Source organism: Brevibacterium album DSM 18261, assembly GCF_000426445.1.
GTDB lineage: Bacteria > Actinomycetota > Actinomycetes > Actinomycetales > Brevibacteriaceae > Brevibacterium > Brevibacterium album.
Genome location: NZ_AUFJ01000016.1, coordinates 1 through 21,149, shown reverse-complemented (window position 1 = coordinate 21,149; position 21,149 = coordinate 1). Strand labels below are relative to the sequence as shown.

General features: G+C 72.0%; 17 protein-coding genes and 1 rRNA gene. 5 read left to right on the top strand and 13 right to left on the bottom strand.

Annotated elements, in window-relative coordinates; genetic code table 11:
* Positions 1-33: 33 nt before the first annotated feature.
* The 11 genes from K318_RS21920 to K318_RS21890 all read right to left on the bottom strand — a co-directional run bounded on the left by K318_RS21920 (position 34) and on the right by K318_RS21890 (position 12,062).
* Positions 34-1,179 (bottom strand): glycosyltransferase family 4 protein, encoded by a 1,146-nt coding sequence (locus K318_RS21920; RefSeq protein ID WP_035282029.1) that lies wholly within the window; start codon positions 1,177-1,179, stop codon positions 34-36.
* A gap of 73 nt (positions 1,180-1,252) precedes the next feature.
* Positions 1,253-2,944, bottom strand: coding sequence for a murein biosynthesis integral membrane protein MurJ (murJ, locus tag K318_RS21915; protein WP_051298004.1), 1,692 nt, complete (start codon positions 2,942-2,944; stop codon positions 1,253-1,255).
* Positions 2,944-3,885 (bottom strand): hypothetical protein, encoded by a 942-nt coding sequence (locus K318_RS0113240; protein WP_245579910.1) that lies wholly within the window; start codon positions 3,883-3,885, stop codon positions 2,944-2,946. The genes murJ and K318_RS0113240 overlap by 1 nt, the downstream gene beginning before the upstream one ends.
* The gene (locus K318_RS0113235) at positions 3,882-4,937 is read right to left on the bottom strand and encodes a copper transporter (protein ID WP_029089825.1); all 1,056 of its coding nucleotides are present in this window, start codon (positions 4,935-4,937) and stop codon (positions 3,882-3,884) included. The genes K318_RS0113240 and K318_RS0113235 overlap by 4 nt, the downstream gene beginning before the upstream one ends.
* Positions 4,934-6,211: a putative cytokinetic ring protein SteA gene (gene steA, locus K318_RS21910; RefSeq protein ID WP_051298003.1), complete on the bottom strand. Its 1,278-nt coding sequence runs from the start codon at positions 6,209-6,211 to the stop codon at positions 4,934-4,936. Before steA ends, K318_RS0113235 begins: the two co-directional genes overlap by 4 nt.
* A 27-nt stretch (positions 6,212-6,238) precedes the next feature.
* Positions 6,239-8,005, bottom strand: coding sequence for a DNA repair protein RecN (gene recN, locus K318_RS21905; RefSeq protein ID WP_035282027.1), 1,767 nt, complete (start codon positions 8,003-8,005; stop codon positions 6,239-6,241).
* On the bottom strand, positions 8,002-8,994 hold the full coding sequence (locus K318_RS0113220) for an NAD kinase (RefSeq protein ID WP_029089824.1): 993 nt from the start codon (positions 8,992-8,994) through the stop codon (positions 8,002-8,004). Before K318_RS0113220 ends, recN begins: the two co-directional genes overlap by 4 nt.
* A 96-nt stretch (positions 8,995-9,090) precedes the next feature.
* Positions 9,091-10,068 carry a TlyA family RNA methyltransferase gene (locus tag K318_RS21900; RefSeq protein ID WP_156914019.1) on the bottom strand — a complete coding sequence of 326 codons (978 nt, stop codon included), beginning with the start codon at positions 10,066-10,068 and terminating at the stop codon, positions 9,091-9,093.
* Positions 10,065-10,304, bottom strand: a complete 240-nt coding sequence (locus K318_RS25630) for a hypothetical protein (RefSeq protein ID WP_029089823.1) — start codon at positions 10,302-10,304, stop codon at positions 10,065-10,067. The genes K318_RS21900 and K318_RS25630 overlap by 4 nt, the downstream gene beginning before the upstream one ends.
* Positions 10,301-11,143, bottom strand: a complete 843-nt coding sequence (locus K318_RS21895) for an HAD-IIA family hydrolase (protein ID WP_051298002.1) — start codon at positions 11,141-11,143, stop codon at positions 10,301-10,303. The genes K318_RS25630 and K318_RS21895 overlap by 4 nt, the downstream gene beginning before the upstream one ends.
* Positions 11,133-12,062, bottom strand: a complete 930-nt coding sequence (locus tag K318_RS21890; RefSeq protein WP_156914017.1) for a hypothetical protein — start codon at positions 12,060-12,062, stop codon at positions 11,133-11,135. Before K318_RS21890 ends, K318_RS21895 begins: the two co-directional genes overlap by 11 nt.
* A 252-nt stretch (positions 12,063-12,314) precedes the next feature.
* Between K318_RS21890 and K318_RS23890 the strand changes: the two genes are divergently transcribed.
* The 5 genes from K318_RS23890 to K318_RS0113180 all read left to right on the top strand — a co-directional run bounded on the left by K318_RS23890 (position 12,315) and on the right by K318_RS0113180 (position 19,938).
* The gene (locus K318_RS23890; protein ID WP_051298000.1) at positions 12,315-12,560 is read left to right on the top strand and encodes a hypothetical protein; all 246 of its coding nucleotides are present in this window, start codon (positions 12,315-12,317) and stop codon (positions 12,558-12,560) included.
* A 1,027-nt stretch (positions 12,561-13,587) separates the two neighbouring features.
* Complete coding sequence (gene betT, locus K318_RS21885) at positions 13,588-15,684, top strand: choline BCCT transporter BetT (protein ID WP_084500211.1); 2,097 nt, start codon at positions 13,588-13,590, stop codon at positions 15,682-15,684.
* A 119-nt stretch (positions 15,685-15,803) separates the two neighbouring features.
* Positions 15,804-17,276 (top strand): aldehyde dehydrogenase family protein, encoded by a 1,473-nt coding sequence (locus tag K318_RS0113190; RefSeq protein ID WP_029089822.1) that lies wholly within the window; start codon positions 15,804-15,806, stop codon positions 17,274-17,276.
* A gap of 89 nt (positions 17,277-17,365) precedes the next feature.
* The gene (locus tag K318_RS0113185) at positions 17,366-18,928 is read left to right on the top strand and encodes a GMC family oxidoreductase (protein ID WP_029089821.1); all 1,563 of its coding nucleotides are present in this window, start codon (positions 17,366-17,368) and stop codon (positions 18,926-18,928) included.
* Positions 18,929-19,098: 170 nt separating this feature from the next.
* The gene (locus K318_RS0113180; RefSeq protein ID WP_029089820.1) at positions 19,099-19,938 is read left to right on the top strand and encodes an aldo/keto reductase; all 840 of its coding nucleotides are present in this window, start codon (positions 19,099-19,101) and stop codon (positions 19,936-19,938) included.
* 31 nt (positions 19,939-19,969) lie between these two features.
* Here the strand turns inward: K318_RS0113180 and K318_RS0113175 are convergent, their stop codons facing one another.
* Both K318_RS0113175 and rrf read right to left on the bottom strand, forming a co-directional pair.
* Entirely contained in the window at positions 19,970-20,677 is a 708-nt protein-coding gene (locus tag K318_RS0113175; RefSeq protein ID WP_029089819.1) for an SIR2 family NAD-dependent protein deacylase, read from the bottom strand.
* A gap of 277 nt (positions 20,678-20,954) precedes the next feature.
* A 5S ribosomal RNA gene (gene rrf / locus K318_RS0113170) occupies positions 20,955-21,072 on the bottom strand.
* Positions 21,073-21,149 lie beyond the last annotated feature (77 nt).

Genomic DNA, 21,149 nt, shown 5'->3' with positions numbered 1-21,149 from the left:
GTGACAAGACTACCGGCTGCGTACCTTCGACGATCACCGGTCCGCCGGCGCGGCCCCCGCCGCGGCATAGGCCTCGAGCAGGATCTCCGCCGCGCGGGCCTCGTCCGGGAGCTCGAGGGCGCGCTGGGCGGCCCTGTGCCCGAGCTCCTCGCGGAGGGCGGGATCCTCGATGATCCGCCTGAGCGCGGCGGCGAAGGCGGCGGAATCGCCCTCCGGGACGAGGATCCCGGCATCGCCGACGAGCCCCGGCGTCCCGCCCGTCGCGGTGGCGACGATCGCCTTGCCCGCGAGCATCGCCTCCTGCAGGACGAGGGCGCGGGCCTCCCAGCGGCTCGTGAGCACGAAGGCGTCCGCGAGCTGGTTGAGCGCACCCACATCGCCGCGCTGGCCGAGGAAGTGTACGGAGGGCCGGCGCCCGGCGGCCGCGAGCTCCGCGACCCGGGACCTGAGGCGATCGAGCTCCTCGGGATCGGCGGCTCCGGCGATGAGGCAGTGCACTTCGGGGTGCTCGGGGGCCAGCAGCGCCAGCGCCTCGAGGAGGAGGTCGTAGTCCTTCTGCGGGGCGACGCGGCCCACCGCGAGCAGGATGAGCCCGCGCCGGTCGAAGGCCAGCTCGCGGGCCAGGCGCGAACGCAGCAGGGCCGAGTTCACGTCCTCGCTGAACCGCGGAGGCGGCGCGGCGGCAGGAGCGAGGGAGGCGCGTGAGGCGCCGAGCTCCCGGGCGAGTCCGACGAGGTCCTCGCTCGCGCCCAGCACGGCGTCCGCGGAGCGTGCGATGCGCCGGGCGACGAGGCGCTCGGCGGCCGCTCTGCGGCCCGTGCTCATGATCGTGTTGTGCCAGCTGGAGAGGAACCCGGGTCTCGGCCGCAGCCCCGCAAGGGCGGCGGAGACCAGCAGCGAGGCACGGAAGCCGTGCGCGTGCACGACGTCCGCGCGGAAGGCCGCGATGAGGCGGCGGAGGCGCCGCACCGTCCGCACGTCCCGCGGGCCCACGCCCACGGGGATCTCGAGCGGGGCGAACATGACGCGCGGCCGGTCGTCGAAGCCGAACTGCTCCTCTGTGGCCGCGGGACCGATGACGCCCACGCGATGGCCGGCCTCGGCGAAGCTCCTGGCAGCGGCGGCGACATGGGTTCCGACCCCGCCGGTGGAGGTTCCGAGCACAAGGAGAATCCGCATGGGTCGAGTCTAACGGCGAGCGGTGCGCGCACGGGCTCGCCGCGCGGCCCTCAGCGCAGCTGCTTCCCCGGGCTCAGCGCAGCTGCTTCACCTGCATGAGCGCACGGCGGTCCGCCGCGAAGGCGGTGAGGACGACGACGGTCAGGCCCACGAGCCCCGCGCAGACGCCCGCGAGAACGGCGACGACGGCCGGGTGCGGAGAGAGGCCTGAGAGCAGGGCGGTGAGGCCGGAGGCGGCCAGCTGCGCCGTGAGGAACCCCGCCGCGCCGCCTGCCGCAGCCCCCGCCAGACCCACGACGAGCGTGCGGCCCAGGCCTGCGAGCGCAGCTCGGCCGCGCACCCGCGCGATGCCGACGAGCAGGCTGATCCCCGCCGCGCTCATGCCCACGGCGTGCGCGAGCCCGAGCGCCACGAGGGTCTGCCGTGCCGGGTCCGCCGCGATGAAGGGCACGGCGGCGAGCACCGCGAGCGCCACGAGGGACCAGCCGATCACCGCGGCCGCCGTGGCATGACGGGAGCGCTCCAGCGCGTAGAAGACGCGCGTCCCCCAGGCCATGAGGCACCAGCCCGGCACCGCCGCGGCGATGAGCAGGACCGTGAGCCCGAGGGCGCTCAGCGAGGCGGCCGATTCCGCACGGGCCACGTCCAGGACGGAGAAGAAGGTCTGCAGGGGCGCCGCGGCCGCGGCCAGCACGGCCGCGCCCGCACAGCCGAGCAGCACGACGAGCCGCGTGGTGCCGGCGATGAAGGCATCGGTCGCGGCATCCGCGTCCGGTTCCGCCTCAGTGCCGCCGGCCTCGGCGCGCTCCGGGGCTGATTCCGTCCGCTCCGCGACGAGGGCGGCGAGCTTGGGGAAGGCGACGGTGGCGACCGGGACGGCCAGCACCGCGTACGGCAGGAGGTACACGGCCTGGACGTAGCCGAACACCACGAAGACCCCGCTGCCGCCCACGCGGTTGGACACGAGCATGATGACGAGCGTCGCCGCCTGCTGCGCGAGGAGGACGGACATGCCCGCCGCCGCCAGCCGCACCGCGCGGTGGGCCACGCCCTCCGGGAAGCGCCATGTGGGCCGCACCCGGATGCCCGTCCCGCGCACCGGCAGCGCGAGCGGCAGCGTCATCGCCGCCACGCCCGCCGTGGTGCCCCAGGCGAGCAGGGCGAGCGCATCGCCGCCGGCCTCGGCACCGGGCCCGCGCATCTGGGCATAGCCCGCGTAGACGCCGATCACTACGACCGAGGACACGAGCGGCATGAACGCCGGCCACAGGAACCGGCGGTGCGCCTGCAGCACGCCCGTGAGCACTCCCCCGATCCCGTAGAGCACGAGCTGCGGGGCGAAGACCAGCAGGAAGCCTGCGATGAGCCCGGCGGCCTCGGGGGAATCGGCCGGGGCGAGCGCGGCCGCGAGCGGTTCGCGCAGCACCGCGACGAGCACCGCGAGCGGCAGGGTGAGGGTGACCGACCACGTGAGCAGCGCCGAGGCGATGCGCGAGGCCGTCTCCGCGTCCCCGCCCGCCCGGGCCCGCGCCGCCAGCGGTGCCGCCAGCAGCGGCACGACCGCACCGGCGAGCGCTCCCCCGGCCACGACCTCGTAGAGGATGTTGGGCACCTGGTTCGCGGACTGGTAGGCGGTGCCCACCGCGCCCGCGCCCACCGTGGGCGAGAAGACGATCCAGCGGATGAAGCCGAACAGCCGCGCGGCCAGGGTCGCGAGCGAGACGAGGAGCGCGGCCGAGGCCGCGAGGCGGAGGAGTCGGGGCATCAGCGGCCGAGGGCGTCGAGTTCGCGCAGCCCCGGGGTGGATTCGATGACCCGGGTGAAGGAGACCTTCTCGCTGGCGAGGGTGAGCGCGGCGAGGACCGCGAGCTCGCACACGAGCCGGCCGCGCGAGGCCGTCAGCGCACTGCGCAGGCCGAGGGCCGCACCCAGGGCGTTGGCGCCGGTGTCGCCGAGCATGCTCCGCCCTGCCAGATCGTCCGGCAGCAGCACGCCCGCGGTGCCGAGGACTCCGCCGGCCAGCACTGCGGAGGCGCTGCGCGCCTGCGCGGGAACCGTGCCCGTCCCACCAGCGCCCGTCCCGGCACCGCTCGTCCCGACCGTGCCGCCCGGGAGCGCCGAGGCCGCCGTCTGCAGCCCCAGGATGACGCCTGCCGCCTTGAGGGCGCGGCCGGGCCGCAGATCGAAGAGGTTCATGAGGTTCGCGGTGCCGGCCACCACACCGCCGGCGAGCACGGCATCGCAGGCGCGGCCGAGCACGGTCTGCGCATCCCTGCGCAGGAGCGCGCAGGCGGCGACGGAGGCGACCGGGATGCCGATCACCTTGAGCGCGCCCGTCGTGACCTCGCCGCGGGCGAGCGCGCTGAGATGGCCGCGCAGGCCCTTCGAGGACCCCGTCTCGTGGAAGTCGTCATTGGCGCCGAGCGCACCGGACGCGCCCACCGCGAGCAGGCACGCCGCGCGCACGCGACCCCCCGGAGCGAGCACGCAGGCGGCCAGCAGACCTGCCGTCTGCGCGGGCCCCTCGAGCAGGGACACGGGGGCACCGGCGTGGTTCTCGCGGACGAGGTCGGGGAAGCGCTGGGCGGCGGTCTCACGGAGCGCGTTCACACCCCGGGCGGCGAGCGCCCCGGCTGCGGCGGCCAGTCCCGTCCGGACCAGGCTCGCGCGCACGGTGCCCCTGTGCATCGGTCCTGTGCGGGTCATGAGGCCTCCGGCAGGACGGAGTCGGCGGACTGGGTGGTGCCGTAGTGCCCGCGGGTCCCGGCGTCGGCGGCCCGCACCGCGAGCGGCACGAGGACGGGGCCGGCGGCCAGGTCGAGCGAGTCCACCGTCGTGAGCCCCTCGCCCTCGCTGCGCAGCTCCGCGATGAGCCCCTGGACCGCCGAGGCGCGGGAACCGGCGATCACGGCATCCGCGGAGTCCCCGAGCTCGCGGGAGAACGCCGCGGCTGCGGCGATGTCCGCCTCCGTCGGCGCGTCGGCCCCGGCATCGCCCGCCTCGTCCGTGGGCGCGGCCTCCTCGGCGGAGTCCGTGGCCTCGGTTCCGTCCGCCGCAGGCCCCTCGGCCTCGGCGGGATCCGCCGGTGCGATGACGACGACGGCATCGGCGGCTGCGCGCTCGCCGGAGGTGAACCGTCCGGCGTCCGCGAGGACGGAGAAGAGCGCCTCGGCGGTCTGCTCGTCGACCCCGCTGCTGCGCGGGGCCTCGGTGCCCTCACCCTCCTCGGCGCCCTCCGTCGGCTGCGTCTCGGAGCCTGCGCCCTCCTCGCCCTCTGCAGGGGCGAGCGCGCGCACGACGGCGACGCGCACCGCCTCGGCGTCATCGGCCGGCAGGGAGGCATCGGCCTCGCGCAGCGCTGCGAGGAGCTCTGCGTCCCCCGCATCGAAGGCGGTGTCGGAGAGCGCGACATCGGAGGCGACCGTGCCGCCGGCCGTGCCGATCGACTCCGCGACCGCGTCGCCGGCCGGAGCATCGGCGCCGGCCAGGCGCACGAGCGCCACCGAGGTCCCGCTCAGGGCGTCCTCGGTCAGCTCACCGGCGCTCGCATCGATGAAGGCGGAGAGCTGCGCGGCGTCGTTGCGCGCGTGGTCGAGCTCCGCCCGGAGATTGTCGCGGTCGGTGCGCAGCGCATCGACCTGCCCCTGCAGGGACGTGCCGATCGGCTCCTGGAGCGGGCCCGCTCCCAGGACGATGCCCACCGCGAGCGCGAGGAACACCGAGATGAGGGAGACGAGGTGGTAGCGGAAGTCGATCACGGGTGGCTCAGTCCTCGGGGATGTGCGATGGCGGTTGCGGAGGGGGTCTCGGACGCGGGCGGGGCGAGGCTCACCGGGTCGGCGGCACCGCCGCCGAACAGCGAGGAGACCCACTGGAAGAAGCCGTCGAGCTGGGCCATGACGAGACCCAGCAGGGTCTGTCCGGCTGCGGTCGCCGCGAGCGCCGCGCCCAGCGCGACGAGGCCGGCCACGGCGAGCAGCACGAGCTGCCAGGCCCCGATCCGCTGCCGGTAGAGCAGTGAGACGCCCTTCGCGTCGATGAGCTTGCTGCCCACGCGCAGGCGTGTGAGGAACGTCGAGGCCATGCCCTTGCGACCCTTGTCCAGGAACTCGATGAGGGTGTCGTGCGTGCCTACCGCGACGATGAGCTCGGCGCCCTTGTCGTCGGCCAGCAGCATCGCGATGTCCTCGCTCGTGCCCGAGGCCGGGAACTTCACGCAGTCGAGGCCCAGCTCCGTGAGCCGCTCCACACCGGGAGCCCGGCCGTCGCGATAGGCGTGGACGACGAGCTCCGCGCCCGAGGTGAGCGCGGCATCGGAGACCGAGTCCATGTCGCCGACGATCATGTGCGGGGTCAGCCCCGCCTCCATGATCGCATCCGCGCCGCCGTCCACGCCGATGAGGACCGGCCGGTGCTCGCGGATGTAGGTCGCGAGCATCGCGAGGTCCTCTTTGTAGTGGTACCCGCGCACCACGATGAGCGCATGGCGCCCCGTGAAGGAGGTGCGGACGAGCGGGACCTCGAAGTCGTCGGCGAGCAGGTCCGAGTCCTTGCGGATGTACTCGATCGTGTTGTCGACGAAGTCCGTGAGGACCTCGCCCATGCCGGCCTCCGCCGCCTTCGTCGCCTTCTCCACCGTCCCGGCGGTCTGCACCGTGCCCCTGGCCACGGCCTCGTCTCCGGAGAGGAGGACGCCGTCCTCCAGCACGTACTCCTCGCCCTCCGTGAGGCGTCCGTCGAAGAGCTCCTCACCCGCATCGTCCACGAGCGGGATGCCCGCGGCGACGATGATGCCGGGGCCCAGGTTGGGGTAGCGGCCGGACACGGACCTGTGCGCGTTGACCACGGCGGCGGGCCGGCAGGCCACCAGGGCCTCTGCGGACACGCGGTCGATGTCCGCGTGGCGGATGACGGCGATGTCGCCGGGCTGGAGTCGTTTCGTGAGGTCCTTGGTCCGGCGGTCGAGTCGCACGACGGCGGGCCCCACCCGCTGTTCGACCTCGACCCGCTCACGTGATCTGCGCAGAATCATGGTGGCGTCATTCTCTCACGGGTGCGCTCATGCCCGGTCTGCGGTGCGCGGGAAGTCCGCCTTCGCCTGCGCCGCCGCGCCCATGAGCTCCTCGGCGTGCTCACGCGCCGAGGACGAGTCCGCGACGCCGGCGAGCATCCGGGCGAGCTCCTCGGTGCGGTCCTCGCCGGCCAGCTCCCGCACGCCGGACACGGCCCCCGTGCCCTCATCCGTCTTGCGCACCACGAGGTGGTGGTCGGCCCAGGCGGCGACCTGCGGCAGATGCGTGACGACGATGACCTGGGAGGATGCTGCGAGCCGGGCGAGTCGCCTGCCGATCTCCACCGCCGCCTTGCCGCCCACCCCGGCGTCGACCTCGTCGAACACGAAGGTGGGGAAGGCCTCGGTCCGGGCGCGGACCACCTCGATCGCGAGCATGACGCGGGAGAGCTCACCGCCCGAGGCCGTCTTCCCGATGTCATCGGGCTCGGCGGCCGCGTGCGAGGTGAAGAGGAGCCGGACGTCGTCCGCCCCGTGGGCGGCCGGAGCGGTGCGCTCGACCCGGAAGCTCAGCGCGGCGTGCGGCATCGCGAGCGCGGAGAGCTCATCTCCGACCGCCGCGGCGAAGGCCTCGCCCGCCTGTGTGCGGACCGCGTGCAGCTCCTCGGCGGCGGCCTCGAGCCGGGCGCGCGCGGCCTCGACGGTCGCGGCCATGTCCGTGAGGGAGGCCTCCGAGTTCTCGAGCTCGAGCAGCTCGCGGCCGGCCTGCTCCTCGAATGCGAGCACCGCCTCGAGGTCCTCGCCGTAGGCCGAGAGCGAGCCCAGCGCGGCCCGGCGGGCCTCGGCATCCTCGAGCGACATGCCCTCCTGGTCCGCGAAGCCCGCGAGGTAGGACGAGAGCTCCGCCCCCAGGTCGGCGGTGCGGACGGAGACGTCCTCGAGCGCCTCGAGCCGGGCCGCGAGCGTCTCGTCCACCCCGGCGGCGCGCGACAGGGACTCCCGCGCCTCGGCCAGCAGCGCGACCACGCTGGTCCGCTCCGACCAGTCGTCGCCCATGAGCAGCGCGTGCGCGCCTCCCACCGCCTGCTGGAGGTCCTCGGCCGCGCCCAGCCGGGCGGCCAGAGCCGCGAGCTCCGCGTCCTCGCCGGGCTGCGGCCGCACGGCGTCGATGGTCTCGAGCGCCCTGCGCAGGAAGTCCAGCCGCGCGGCCCGCTCCGAGCGCGTCTCCTCGAGCCTGCGGTGCTCGGCCTCGAGCTCGCGGTGGGCGGCGTAGGCCTCGGCATAGGCTGCCCGCGCCTCGGCGCCGCGCGCGCCTGCGACACCGTCGAGGAGCGCACGCTGCTGGGCCTGTCCGCGCAGGGTGAGCTGCTCGGCCTGCCCGTGCATGCTCACGAGCTGGGAGCCGACCTCGCGCAGCACCGCGGCCGGGACCGTGCGGCCGCCTGCCGTGGCCCGGGCGCGCCCGGAGCGGGGGATGATGCGGGTGAGGACGGCCTCGGCATCGACGTCGCCGCCGGCCTCGGCGATGCGGGCGGCGACGGCGGAGACCTCCCGTCCCTCGGCGTCGATCGCGCTCGCGGGGTCCACCTCCTCATCGGCGCCGGGCAGGGCGAAGATGCCTTCGACGACCGCCCGGTCCGCGTCCCGGCGGACGGCCGAGGTCTCCGCGCGCTGCCCCAGCAGGAGGTCGAGCGCCGTGACGAACATCGTCTTGCCCGCCCCGGTCTCGCCCGTGACGACCGTGAGCCCGGCGCCCAGGTCGATCCGGGCGTGCGTGATGACGCCGAGGTTCTCGATGCCGATCGATGTGATCATCGTGCCTCCGCCGCCGGTCCCCGCCAGCCGGCCACCGGGAGCCGGAACTTCTTGACGAGCCTGTCGGTGAAGGGCCCCCGGCGCAGGCGCGCGAGGAGGAGCGGCCGGGGCGAGCGGCAGGCCTCGATGTGCGCGCCCACCGGCAGCTCGAGCTCCTGCCGGCCGTCGCACCAGAGGACGGCCGTGTCCTTCGCGGGCCGGGGCAGGTACTCGACGGCGATGACGGAGTCCGGCGAGACGACGAGCGGCTTGGCGAAGAGCGCGTGTGCGCTGATCGGAACCATGAGCAGGGCCTCGACATCGGGCCAGACGATGGGGCCGCCGGCGGAGAACGCATAGGCCGTCGAGCCGGTCGGGGTGGCGAGGATCACCCCGTCGCAGCCGTACGTCGAGACCGGCCGGTCGTCCACGCCGGTGCTCAGCTCGATCATCTGGCTGCCCGGCCCCTTCTCCACTGTGGCCTCGTTGAGCGCCCAGGCGCGGTGGATGAGCTCCGCGCCGCGGCGGACCGTGATGTCGAGGGTGAGGCGCGACTCGATGTCGTACTCGCGGGCGGCGGCGCGGGCGACGGTCTCGTCGATGTCGTCCGACTCGCTCTCCGCGAGGAAGCCCACGTGCCCGAGGTTCACCCCCATGATCGGCACGCCTGCGGGGTGGTACAGCTCCGCCGCGCGGAGGATGGTGCCGTCGCCGCCGAGGACGATGATGAGCTCGCAGCCCGCTGCAGGTGCGACCGCGGCGGGCTCCGGTGAGGTCCGCGGCCCGGCAGCTGCCGACGGTTCCGGCGGTTCCGGCGGTGGGACGATCCTCACCCCTTCGGGCAGCCCCTCCTCCGCGGCGGGCCCTGCGGCGGCGACCACGGCCTGGTGCTGGTCCGCCGACATCACCGGCGTGATGCCCTTCGCCACGAGGGCGCGGCACACCCGCACGGCGGCCACCCTCGCCCTCTCCCTGTGGGGGTGGAGGACGACCAACATCTGTCTGCTCACGCGGTATCCCTCTCCGTCACCGATGTCCTCGCTCCGGACCGATACTATGCGGCACCTCTGCTGCGCGTCGCGTCCGCGGCCGTGCAGGCGGCGCGCTCATGCCCCTTCCGCACCGGCGAGCCGCACGGACAGTGCGGCGGAGACGGCGGCCTCGGTGTCGGGGCGGAGGGCGAACGCGCGTCCCGACACCACTTCGACGGCTGACGGGGCGAGGCTCGAGACCGGTCGGGCTGCAGCCCCGGGGCTGCCTGTCGGGACGGACCCGTGTGCCGCCCGCGCCCAGACGAAGGCCTCGCGGTTGCCGGAGGGGCCCGGCAGGTGCGAGGCGGAGACGGCGAGCGGTGCGGCGCCCGCCTCCCGGAGCGCGTCGACCACGCCGAGCACGGCGCGCACCCGGTCCGCATGCCCCGTCACGACGCCGTGCTTGTCGAGGGCCGCGCGGCCCAGCTCGAACTGCGGTTTGACCATGAGGCCGAGGAGTGCGCCCTCACGGCACACCGAGAGGAGCCCGTCGAGCACGAGGGTGAGCGAGATGAACGAGAGATCGGCCACGACGAGGTCGACCGTGCCGTCTGCGTGGAACGGCGGTGCGGGCGCTCCGGAGAGGGTCTCGGGTGAGAGCGCGCGCACGTTGGTGCCGGGGAGGTCGCTGACGCGGGGGTCCGCGCGCAGCTGCTCCGCCAGCTGTCCGCGTCCCACGTCCACGGCGTGGACTGCTGCGGCTCCGTGTGCGAGCAGCACCTGGGTGAAGCCTCCCGTCGAGGCGCCCGCATCGAGGCAGATCGCACCGGTGAGGGAACTGCGCAGACCCGCGTCCTCGAGCGCGCCCAGCAGCTTGTGCGCGCTGCGGGCCACCCACGCGTCCGGTGCGTCGAGGCGCAGCACCGCACCGGCGGCGACGCGGTCCGAGGGGCGCACGGCGGCGGCGCCGTCGACCCGCACCCGGCCGGCGCGGATCTCGCGTGCGGCGCGGTTGCGCGAACCGGCGAGGCCCGCGGCGACGAGGGCCACGTCGAGGCGGGCCGCGGCGAGCGCGAGGGCGGAGCCGCCGGGGAGGTCCGCGCCGGAGCTCACAGCTCCTCCAGGGCCGTCTCGATCTCCCCGAGCAGCGCCTCGGCGCCCGCGGTGAGCGCGCTGCCGTCCGCAGCAGAGGCCGCGCCGTCCTCGGTCGGAGGGCTGCCTTCGGCATCGGCCGAGGCGCCGCCCGCGGCCAGGGCGTCGAGTTCGCGCAGGCGCTGCTCCCATGCGCGGACGGGCACCCCGTCTCCCGGCAGGGGCGCGTCCGCCTGCTGCGGTGCCTCTCCGCTCATCCGAGCCTCCGCAGCCGCCCCCGGTGCTCGGGCACGAGGGCGGTGAGATCGTCGAGGACGAAGTCCGGACGCCGGTCGGCGGGCGCCGTGCGCGCGGCCTCCTCGGTGTCCACGCCCGTGAGCACGAGTCCGGAGGGGAAGCCAGCGGCGTGTGCACCCGCGATGTCCGTGTCGAGGCGGTCCCCGACCATGAGCGGTCGCTGCGCTCCGATCATGCGAGCTCCTGCGGCCATCATCGCCGCCGAGGGCTTGCCTGCGACGCGCGGTCGCTGCCCCGTCGTCTCCGCGACGATCCGGACGAATGCGCCGTTGGCGGGCATCGGGCCGCGCTCGGTGGGCAGGGTGGGATCGAGATTGGTCGCCCACCACTCCGCGCCCGCGCGGACGGCGACGCAGGCCTCGGCCAGCGCATGCCAGTCCGTGTCCGCGGCGAAGCCCTGCACGACGGCGGCAGGCGCCTCGGCCGCTGAGGCGACGGGGACGAGTCCTGCGGCCTCGATCTCGCCTGCGAGCGCGGGAGCGCCGACCACCAGCACGCGCGCGCCCGCAGGCACCGAGGCGGCGAGCGCCTGGGCCGCGACCATGCCCGAGGACATCACCTGCTCGGCGCGGGCGTCCACGCCGAAGCTGCTGATGTGGGCCGCCGCCTCCGCCGCCGTGCGCGAGGCGTTGTTCGTGAGGAAGCCATAGGGCACGCCGGCCGCGGCGAGGCCGCGCAGGACCTCGGCCGCGCCCGGGATGGGCCGGGCACCGGCGTACACGCAGCCGTCGAGGTCGAGCAGGATGCCGTCGAACGGCTCCCCGACCGCGACCTGCGGGTGCGCGACCTCAGTCCTCACGGTGCGCGTCCTCCGTGTCCTCCGCATCTTCCTCTGCGAGGAGCTCATCGAGCTCGTCGACGATCGCGGGATCGAACTCGGCATCGACTGCGGAGAAGTCGGCGGCCGGCTCCTCCGCCTGCTCGCGGTGCGCGTCGTCCGGACGGTCCTCCTGTGCGTCCGCAGGAGCGTCGTCCGGAGTCTCGGCGACCGTCAGTCCCTCCTCGGAGACGGAGTCCGCGGTCGCCGTGGGGGCCTCGGCGGTGTCATCACCTGTGGCGTCGTCAGCGGCGAGCTCGGGCTCCGCCTCTGCTTCTGACTCTGCGCCCTCCTCGTCCTCGGGCAGCTCGATCTCCTCGAGGGTGACGATCTCGACGCCCTCGTTCGGGTCGATCTCCTCGTCGCCGAACAGTGTGCCCGTCGCCTTGGCCGTGCGGCGGGCGAGCTCCTCGTAGCGGTCCGCGAGATCGGCATCGCCCTCGAGGCGGATGACATCCGAGTACACGGACAGCAGGCGGACGAGGGTGCCGTTGGCGTTGCCGGTGAAGGGGCGGGTCTCGAGCAGCCTGCGCGCGGCTCCGATGTCGCCCTGGTCGATGTGCGCGCCGGCGGCGACCATGAGCAGCTCGGTGTAGAGATCGGAGCCCAGCTCCTTCTCCTCGGCCTCCTCGAACAGCTCGAGCGCCTTGGCGGGCCGGCCGCGACCCCGTTCGGCGTCCGCGATCAGGGGCAGATTGTCGTTCGACCCGGAGATGCGGCGATGCGTGCGCAGCTCCCGGGCGGCCTCGTCGAAGAGGTCGAGCTGATAGGCGATGATGCCCGCGGCCTCGCGGACGGCGCCCACGCGGGAACCGCGGCGCACCGCGGCCTGCGAGTGCTCGTGCGCGAGCTCCGGATCCGTCTCGATGAGGACGCTGGCGGCGGCGAAGTGCTTCGCCACGGCCTCGGCGGCCTCCTTGGACAGCGTCCGCAACTGTGAGCGGAACTCACCGGGCAGCTCTCGGCCTGTGATGTCCTCGGGGATCTGCGGGGCACGCGGACGGGTCTCGCGCCGGGGCGCCCTGTCATCGCGACGGGAGCCACCGCGGCGGTCGTCGCCACGGCCGAAGCCCCGGCGGTCTCCCCCGCGACCCTTCCTGTCATCACCACGGCCGGCCCGGTCATCCCGGCGCGGCCCGCGATCATCCCGGCCGTGCCCGCGGTCGTCCCGGCGCGGCCCGCGATCACCGCGGTCCTCCCAGCGGCGGTCACCACCTCGGCGGTCGTCGCGGCCGAAGCCACGGCGATCCTCTCCGGCCCCCGCCCGATCCTCACGGCGGGGAGCTCGATCGTCACGGCGCGGCCCGCGATCCTCATGCCTGGGGCCGCGGTCGCCGCGATCCTCCCAGCGGCGGTCACCGCCGCGCTCATCACGACCGGAGCTCCGGCGGTCACGTGAGTAGCCGTTCCGGTCATCCCGGCGGGGACCGCGCTCACCGCGGTCCTCCCACCGACGATCGCCGCTGCGACGCTCGTCGCCGCGCCGCTCATCGCGGCCGTACCCACGGCCGCCGCGGTCCGCTCCTCGGTCGTCCCGACGCCGGTCGTCGCCGCGCCGGTCGTCCCGACCGTACCCGCGATCGTTCCGGCGCTCACCGCTCCCGCCGCCGCGGGACTCGCCGCCCCGGCCACCCTGGCGGTTGTCACGGCCCCGGCTGTCACGCCCCTGGCCGCCGTTTCCCGGCCGCCCTCGGTGCCCCTGTGGACCGCGCCCCTCGCGTCGGGGGCCCCGTCCGCGGCCTCCGCCCTCTTCTGACCTGTGCTCCTGTGACTCAGCCATCGCCGTCCTCGGTCGTCGCTATTGAAGTTCTCTCTCACCGGCCATGCGTCCGAGATCTGTCCTTCGATCCAGTTCTGCGCAGAGGGGCGGCGCCCGGCTGCCGCCGGGGTCCGATCAGCCAGTCTATAGGCGCGCCGGGCTCGTATCACGCCGCCGAAGCACCCCCACGACGTGCCGTTCCCCACTCGCGTCACCGCGCTCAGCCGTCGCGCCCGAGCATCGTCGCCGGCAGGTGCCCCTCACCCGGACCACCTTCCACCCCCGCCCACTCGCATCTTTCCCGACCCGCCCGCCTTCCCCTCCGGTTCCTGGCATCACAGTCGGCCGATACCTGCGAGCGGGATCGGACTCTCCGAAAGTTCACTAGTGAGGACTGCTTGAAAGCATCAATTTCATCAGTGACGCATGAGCCAGGGCGAGGCAGGAGGCGGCAGGGATGAAGGCTTTGATCCGCAGATACGCAGGGGTCTATCACTCAGGGAGTGTTGCCCCTCACACCGCACGGAGCGTTTCATATCAGCAGGCCCCGCAGGCGCAGAAGTTCCACTTCACCAAGGTCTTTTGTTACTGTCGAAGCCGAAGCGGGTGCCTCGCGGATGCTCCGAGGGCACGCCGAACGAACGATCTTCTGCGAAGGACTGCTGTGATGAGCTCTGCTGCAGCTCAGGAAAACCATGCCGGCACGGACGACGAACCGGACGTCAGAATCAACTGGCGGGTGCTCATCGCCTCCGGCGTGATCATCCTCGCGATCGCACTCTGGGCGATCCTCTTCCCGGAGAACGCGGACACGGTCATCTCCTCCACCGTGACCTGGGTCTCCGCCAATTTCGGGTGGTACTACATCCTCACCGCCACCCTCATGATCGTGTTCGTCGTCGTCATCGCCGCCTCCCGGGTGGGCCGGGTGCGGCTGGGCCCCGACCACTCCCGCCCGACCTACAACCTCTTCACCTGGACGTCCATGCTGTTCGCCGCGGGCATCGGCATCGACCTCATGTTCTTCTCCGTCTCCGAGCCCGTCGCCCACTACATGCAGCCGCCCACGGGCGAGGGCCAGTCGGTCGAAGCTGCCCGCCAGGCAGTGGTCTGGACGCTCTTCCACTACGGGATCACCGGCTGGGCGATGTACGCGCTCATGGGACTGGCCTTCGCATACTTCGCCTACCGCCGCAACATGCCCCTGTCCATCCGCAGCCTGCTCCAGCCCCTCCTGGGCCGGTGGATCAACGGCGTCGCCGGAGACGCCGTCGACGTGGCCGCGGTGCTGGGCGCCGTGTTCGGCATCGCGACCAGCCTGGGCATCGGCGTCGTCCAGCTCAACTACGGCCTCCATGTGATGTTCGGCCTGCCACTCGGCACAGGTGCGCAGATCGGGCTCATCGTCCTCGCCGTCGTGCTCGCCACCGTCTCCACCGTCTCCGGCGTCGAGAAGGGCATCCGGCGCCTCTCCGAGCTCAACGTCGTCCTCGCGATCGTCATGCTCGTCTGGATCGTGCTGGCGGGCAAGACCCGGTTCCTCCTCGACGCGCTCGTGATGAACGTGGGCGATCTCGTCGCCCGGTTCGCAGACATGACGCTCGAGACCTTCGCCTGGGAGCAGCCGGACGAATGGATGAGTGCCTGGACGCTCTTCTTCTGGGCCTGGTGGATCGCCTGGGCGCCCTTCGTCAGCCTCTTCCTCGCCCGCATCTCACGCGGCCGTTCGATCCGCCAGTTCGTCACCGGCGTGCTCATCGTCCCGCTGCTCTTCATCGTGGTCTTCATCTCCGTGTTCGGCAACAGCGCCCTCGACATCGTGCGAAGCGGTGGAGAGGCCTTCGCGGCCTCGACCATCGAGCTGCCAGAGCAGGGCTTCTACGATCTCCTCGCGCTCTATCCCGGTGCCCCGTTCCTGGTGGGGCTGGCCACCGTCGTGGGACTCCTGTTCTACGTCACGAGCGCGGACTCCGGCGCCCTCGTCCTCTCGAACTTCACCTCGACGATCAGGGACCCCAAGCTCGACGGCGCCAAGGGCGTGCGCGTCTTCTGGTCGGTCACCACGGGCCTGCTCACCCTGGCGATGCTGATCGTGGGCGGCGTGCCCACTCTGCAGGGGGCGACGGTGATCATCGGGCTGCCCTTCAGCATCGTCCTCTACCTCGTGATGTTCTCCCTGTTCAAGGCCCTCCGAGTCGAGCGGCATCAGATACAGGGCTACTATGCCGCCCTGCCCGCCAACCTGTCCGCCGGCGGCAGCACCCTCAGCTGGAAGCAGCGGCTCAAGCGGACCATGGCCCATCCCACCGCGGCCCAGGCCCAGCGCTTCCAGTCCGCCGTCGTCGAACCGGCCCTCAGCGATGTCTGCGAGGAGCTGTGCGCCAACGGCCTCGAGGCCACCGTGCGGCGAGAGCCGGTCGCGGACATGTCGGTCGACTACGTGGAGATCTGCGCCGTGTTCGACGGTGAGCGGCCATTCACCTATCAGGTGCACCCGGTCCCCCGCAATGCACCCGGAGTGGGAGGCTATGCGGGCGCATCGACGCAGAGGACCTTCCGGCTCGAGGTCTTCACCGAGTCCGGATCGCTCGGCTACGACGTCTATGACTACTCGCGCGACCAGATCATCACCGATGTCATCACCCGGTACGAATCGCACATCGAGTTCCTGCGGATCGCTGCCTCGGACTCCGGCACGCTGGCCGTCGACGGCGCTCCCGCGGAGAACCCCGACTGGCAGGACGACTTCGCCCAGGAGACCTGACAGCATGGTCGGGGACCCTGACAGCGCGGCTGCGCGCTCCCCCGGCCTCAGCCGCACACGACGATCCGCACCACGCTCACGAGAGCACAGCCCCCGTGACCCACTTAAGGAGAGAACCCATGCCCACTACCCTGTACATCGACGGTCAGTGGACCACCGCGCAGGCAGGCGGCACCCGCGAGATCCGGTGCCCGGCCGATGGCGAACTCGTCGCCGTCGTCGACGAAGCCACCGAGACCGACACCCTCACCGCGATCCAGGCCGCCCGCCGCGCTTTCGACGCAGACACATGGTCCTCCGTGCCCGCCGCCCGGCGCGGCGACTTCCTGCTGGCCGTCGCCGGCCGCCTGCGCGAGAGGAAGGAGGAGTTCGCGAAAGCCGAGACCGCCGACACCGGCAAACGCATCGATGAGTCCCGCACGGACATGGACGACATCGCGAACTGCTTCGACTACTTCGGCAAGATCGCGGACTCCCACGCCGGCCGGGTCGTCGACCCCGGCGACCCGGCCGTGCGCAGCCGCATCGATTACGAACCCGTCGGCGTGTGCGCACTCATCGCCCCCTGGAACTACCCCCTCCTGCAGGCGGCATGGAAGATCGCCCCCGCCCTGGCCGCAGGCAACTCCTTCGTGCTCAAACCCTCCGAACTCACACCCCACACCGCGATCCTCATCATGGACGTCCTCGACGAGCTCGGCCTGCCCGCCGGGGTCGGCAACCTCATCCTCGGCGCCGGCCCCACCGCCGGCGGGCCCCTGTCCACCCACCCCGACGTCGATCTCGTGTCTTTCACCGGGGGTCTGGAAACCGGGCGGCTGCTCATGGCCAATGCCGCAGCCACCGTGAAGAAAGTCGCGCTCGAACTCGGGGGCAAGAACCCCAATATCGTCTTCGCCGATGCCGATTTCGACGCGGCCCTGGACAATGCCCTCAATGCCGCGTTCGTCCATTCCGGCCAGGTCTGCTCCGCCGGCGCCCGCCTCCTCGTCGAGGAATCCCTCGCCGAACGATTCACCGATGAACTCGTCCGCCGGGCGCAGGCGATCCGCGTGGGCGGACCCTACGACGAACGCTCGCAGACGGGCCCGCTCATCTCCGCCGCCCACCGGGACAAAGTCACCGCCTACGTACAGGCAGGCATCGACGAGGGTGCGCGCCTGCGCTGCGGCGGGACCTGGGGCACCGGGGACCTGGAGAAGGGCTTCTACTACATGCCCACCGTCCTCGACCGGGTGGAACGAGGCATGTCCGTCGTGACCGAGGAGGCCTTCGGACCGGTCGTCACGGTCGAGACTTTCACCAGCGAGGACGAGGCCGTCACGATCGCCAATGACACGATCTACGGGCTCGCAGGGGCGGTGTGGACGCAGGATGCGGGCAAGGGCCAGCGGATCGCCAAGCGGCTGCGGCACGGCACCATCTGGATCAATGACTTCCACCCCTATCTGCCCCAGGCCGAATGGGGCGGGTTCAAGCAGTCCGGGTTCGGCCGGGAACTCGGTCCCACCGGTCTGGGCGAGTACCTCGAGGCCAAGCACATCTACCAGAACACCGAACCGGCCGTCACCGGCTGGTTCGCCGAAGACTGAAACGGCAGAGCACAGGGACAGCCGAGAACAGGGACAGCAGACGACCGCGCCGGCAGCACGCACCAGCGCACGGAAGGCAGCACACACTCATGGAGACACTCCACACCTTCGACTACCTCGTCATCGGCGGCGGCAGCGCAGGCGCGCCCCTGGCCGCACGCCTGAGTGAGAACCCAGACGTCACGGTCGGGCTCCTCGAGGCCGGGCCCACCGATGTCGATGACCCGGCCGTTCTCACCCTCGAGGACTGGCCAGCCCTCCTGGAATCCGGGTACGACTGGGACTACCCCATCGAGGACCAAGAACGGGGGAACTCCTTCATGCGCCACGCCAGGGCCAAGGTCCTCGGCGGCTGCTCCTCCCACAACTCCTGCATCGCGTTCTGGGCCCCGGCCGAAGACCTCGACGCCTGGGAACACGAATACGGGTGCACCGGGTGGGGCTCGGAGCACACCTTCCCCCTCTACACCCGCCTGGAGAACAACGAGGACACCGACGGCTCTCATGGCAGGCACGGCCCCGTCGAGCTCATGAACGTCCCACCCAACGACAAATCCGGAGTCAACCTCCTCGATGCCTGCGAACAGGCCGGCATCCCCCGCGCCCGCTTCAACACCGGTAAGACCGTGGTGAACGGGGCGAGCTTCTTCCAGATCAACCGGAAACAGGACGGGACCCGCGCCTCAGCCTCCGTGTCCTACCTCCACCCCGTCCTCGACCGGGAGAACCTCCAGGTCCTCACCGACACCCACGTGACGAAGATCGAACTCGATGAGGACAACCGGGCCACCGCCGTCCACATCGTCGCCGATGCCCACGGCCGGCAGGCCCGCATCGCAGCCAGCAGGGAGATCATCATCTCCGCCGGCGCGATCGATTCCCCCAAGCTGCTCATGCTCTCCGGGATCGGCCCGGCACAGCACCTGCGCGAGGTCGGGGTGGAGGTCCGCGTGGATTCCCCCGGGGTGGGCTCCCACCTGCAGGACCACCCCGAGGCGGTCATCCGCTGGGAATCGAAGAAGCCCATGCCGCGGACCTCGACCCAGTGGTGGGAGATCGGCATCTTCCACCCCACCGTCGAGGGCCTCGACCGGCCCGACCTCATGATGCACTACGGGACCGTGCCCTTCGATATGCACACCCGCCGCCACGACTACCCGAGCGCGGACGAGGAGTTCTGCCTCACCCCCAACGTCACCCGGGCGAAATCCCGCGGCACCGTCCGCCTGCGCTCCTGCGACTACCGGGACAAACCCAAGGTCGACCCCCGCTACTTCACCGACGAGGAAGGGCATGACCTGCGTGTGGCCGTCGAGGGCATCAAGCTCGCCCGCCGGATCGTCGCCCAGCCGGCGATGGCCGAATGGGCCGGCCGTGAGCTCTCTCCCGGCAGTCAGGCAGTCACGGACGAGGAGATCGGCGAGTACGTCCTCAAGACCCATAACACCGTCTACCACCCGGCCGGCACCGTGCGCATGGGCGCCCCCGACGACCCCGACTCCCCGCTCGACCCACAGCTGCGCGTGAAAGGGGTGACAGGCCTGCGCGTCGCCGATGCCTCCGTCATGCCCGAGATCGTCACCGTCAATCCCAACATCACCACGATGATGATCGGGGAGAAAGCCTCCGACCTCATCCGCGGCGGGGCCTGACACCGGCGCCCCGCGCCCGCGGATCGCAATGCCCGCGCACAACGGCTCATCGTGCGCGGGCATCGTGCTGTCCGCACCCCGGCGCGGATCCGGGACGGGGTGCCGAGGCGGTGCGGAGCTTGTACCGTGGACACGTCAGCAGTCGCACACCCGTGAGGAGACCCCACCCCATGTCGCAGACGGCAGCCCACCCGCTCTCGCTCCCGTCCATCGGCCTCGGCACCTACCGGCTGCGCGGTCTCGACGGTGCGCGGGCAGTCGCTCGGGCGGTGGAATCCGGCTACCGACTCCTGGACTCCGCGTTCAACTACGAGAACGAGGCCGCTGTCGCCGAGGGCGTCCGGCTTTCGGGGATCGACCGCGACGAGATCTTCTTCACCTCCAAGCTCGCCGGTCGGCACCACGCACGGCCGCTGGCCGACGAAGCGATCCAGGAGTCCGTCCTCCGCACCGGCCTCGGCCGGATCGACCTCATGCTCATCCACTGGCCCAACCCCTCGCAGGGCCTCTACGTCGAGGCCTGGGAGGCGCTCGTCGACGCACGCGAGGCGGGCCTCGTGCGCCACATCGGCGTCTCGAACTTCCTGCCCGAGCATCTGGAGCGGATCGAGGCCGCGACAGGCGTCATGCCGGAGGTCAACCAGATCGAGCTCCACCCGCGCTTTCCACAGGCGGAGCAGCTCGCGCACCACAGGGAGAAGGGGATCATCACGCAGGCCTGGAGTCCTATCGGCCGCGCCGGTGCCTACGGCAGCTCGGTCCTGGACGAGCCCGTGGTGCGGGAGGTCGCCGAGGCACACGACATCACTGCGACCCAGGCTGTGCTCGCCTGGCATGCGGCCCGCGGCGTCCTCCCCCTGCCCAAATCGGCACATCCGCAGCGGCAGCGCGAGAACCTTGCCGCGCTGGACGTCGCGCTCGGGGAGGACGAGACAGCGGCGATCACCGGTCTCGGCCGTGCTGACGGGCGCCTCAAGGACCAGGACCCCGCCGTCTACGAGGAGTTCTGACTACCAGGAGGCTGAGGCCTCTCGCACCGGCTCACAGCCGGGCGAGGAGCGCCGGCAGCTCCTCCTGCAGGTCGCCGCGGAGCGTCTCCTCTGCCAGGTCGTCGTACGGGGTGGGTTCCGCGTTGACGACGAATGCCCGGGCTCCCTGATCGCGCGCGAGAGGGAACAGCCCCGCGACGGGATGGACCGTCAGTCCCGTGCCGACTGCGATCATGACATCGCAGCGCTCGGCCGCCGCGATCGCCGCGTCGATGACCGCCGGTTCCAGCACCTCCTCGAAGAGGATCGTCGCGGCTCGAATGATGCCGTCGCAGTGCGGGCACGGAGGATCGGTCTCTCCCGCCGCCACGCGGCACATGGCCTCCTCCATGGGGCCTGCGGCGCCGCAGTCCTCACACCGCCATGTCCGTGCACTGCCGTGGACCTCGTGCACGGAGCTCGGGGCGGAACCGGCGGCCTGATGCAGACCGTCCACGTTCTGCGTGATGATCTCTGTTTCATGGATGCGGGCCGCCTCCGCGATCGCCCGGTGCGCGTCCGTGGGCTCCTTCTCCCAGACCGCGGCCTCGGCCCTCTGACGCCAGGCGCGCTCCCGCACCGCTCTGTCGCCGAGGTACCAGGACAGCGTCGACGTCCGCTCGGCCTCGGGGTCCCTCGTCCACACGCCCTGCGGACCCCGGAAGTCGGGGATCCCCGCAGCCGTCGAGATGCCTGCTCCGGTGAGAAGGGTGAGCTTCATGCCCCCGACCCTAACGGACCGGGACGGCCTGGACTCGCCCGGACGCGGAGCCGAGCACACCTCTGGCCGATCGTTCGCCGGAGCCGAGTCCACACGGCGGGCACTCCCCATACCCTCGGTCCTGTGGGGTCCTCGCGGGCGGGGCTGCTCTTGGAAGCAGTTTGAGGTCCTCACGACCACCACCCTGGCCACCAGGGCAGGGGGTTGCGTCTGGTGAATAGGGAAAGGCCCCAACCCCCCACACAAGGGGATCAGGGCCTCTCAACCATACAAAACATTGCGGCAGTGACTTACTCTCCCACACCCCCTAGGGTGCAGTACCATCAGCGCTGGCAGGCTTAGCTAACCGGGTTCGGAAAGGATCCGGGCGTTTCCCCACCGCTATAACCACCGCAAAACCACAACCACACACAATCCCCACACCCACAACCATAAAGGAAAGGAGAAGATCATACCGTGTGGCAGGAAACCA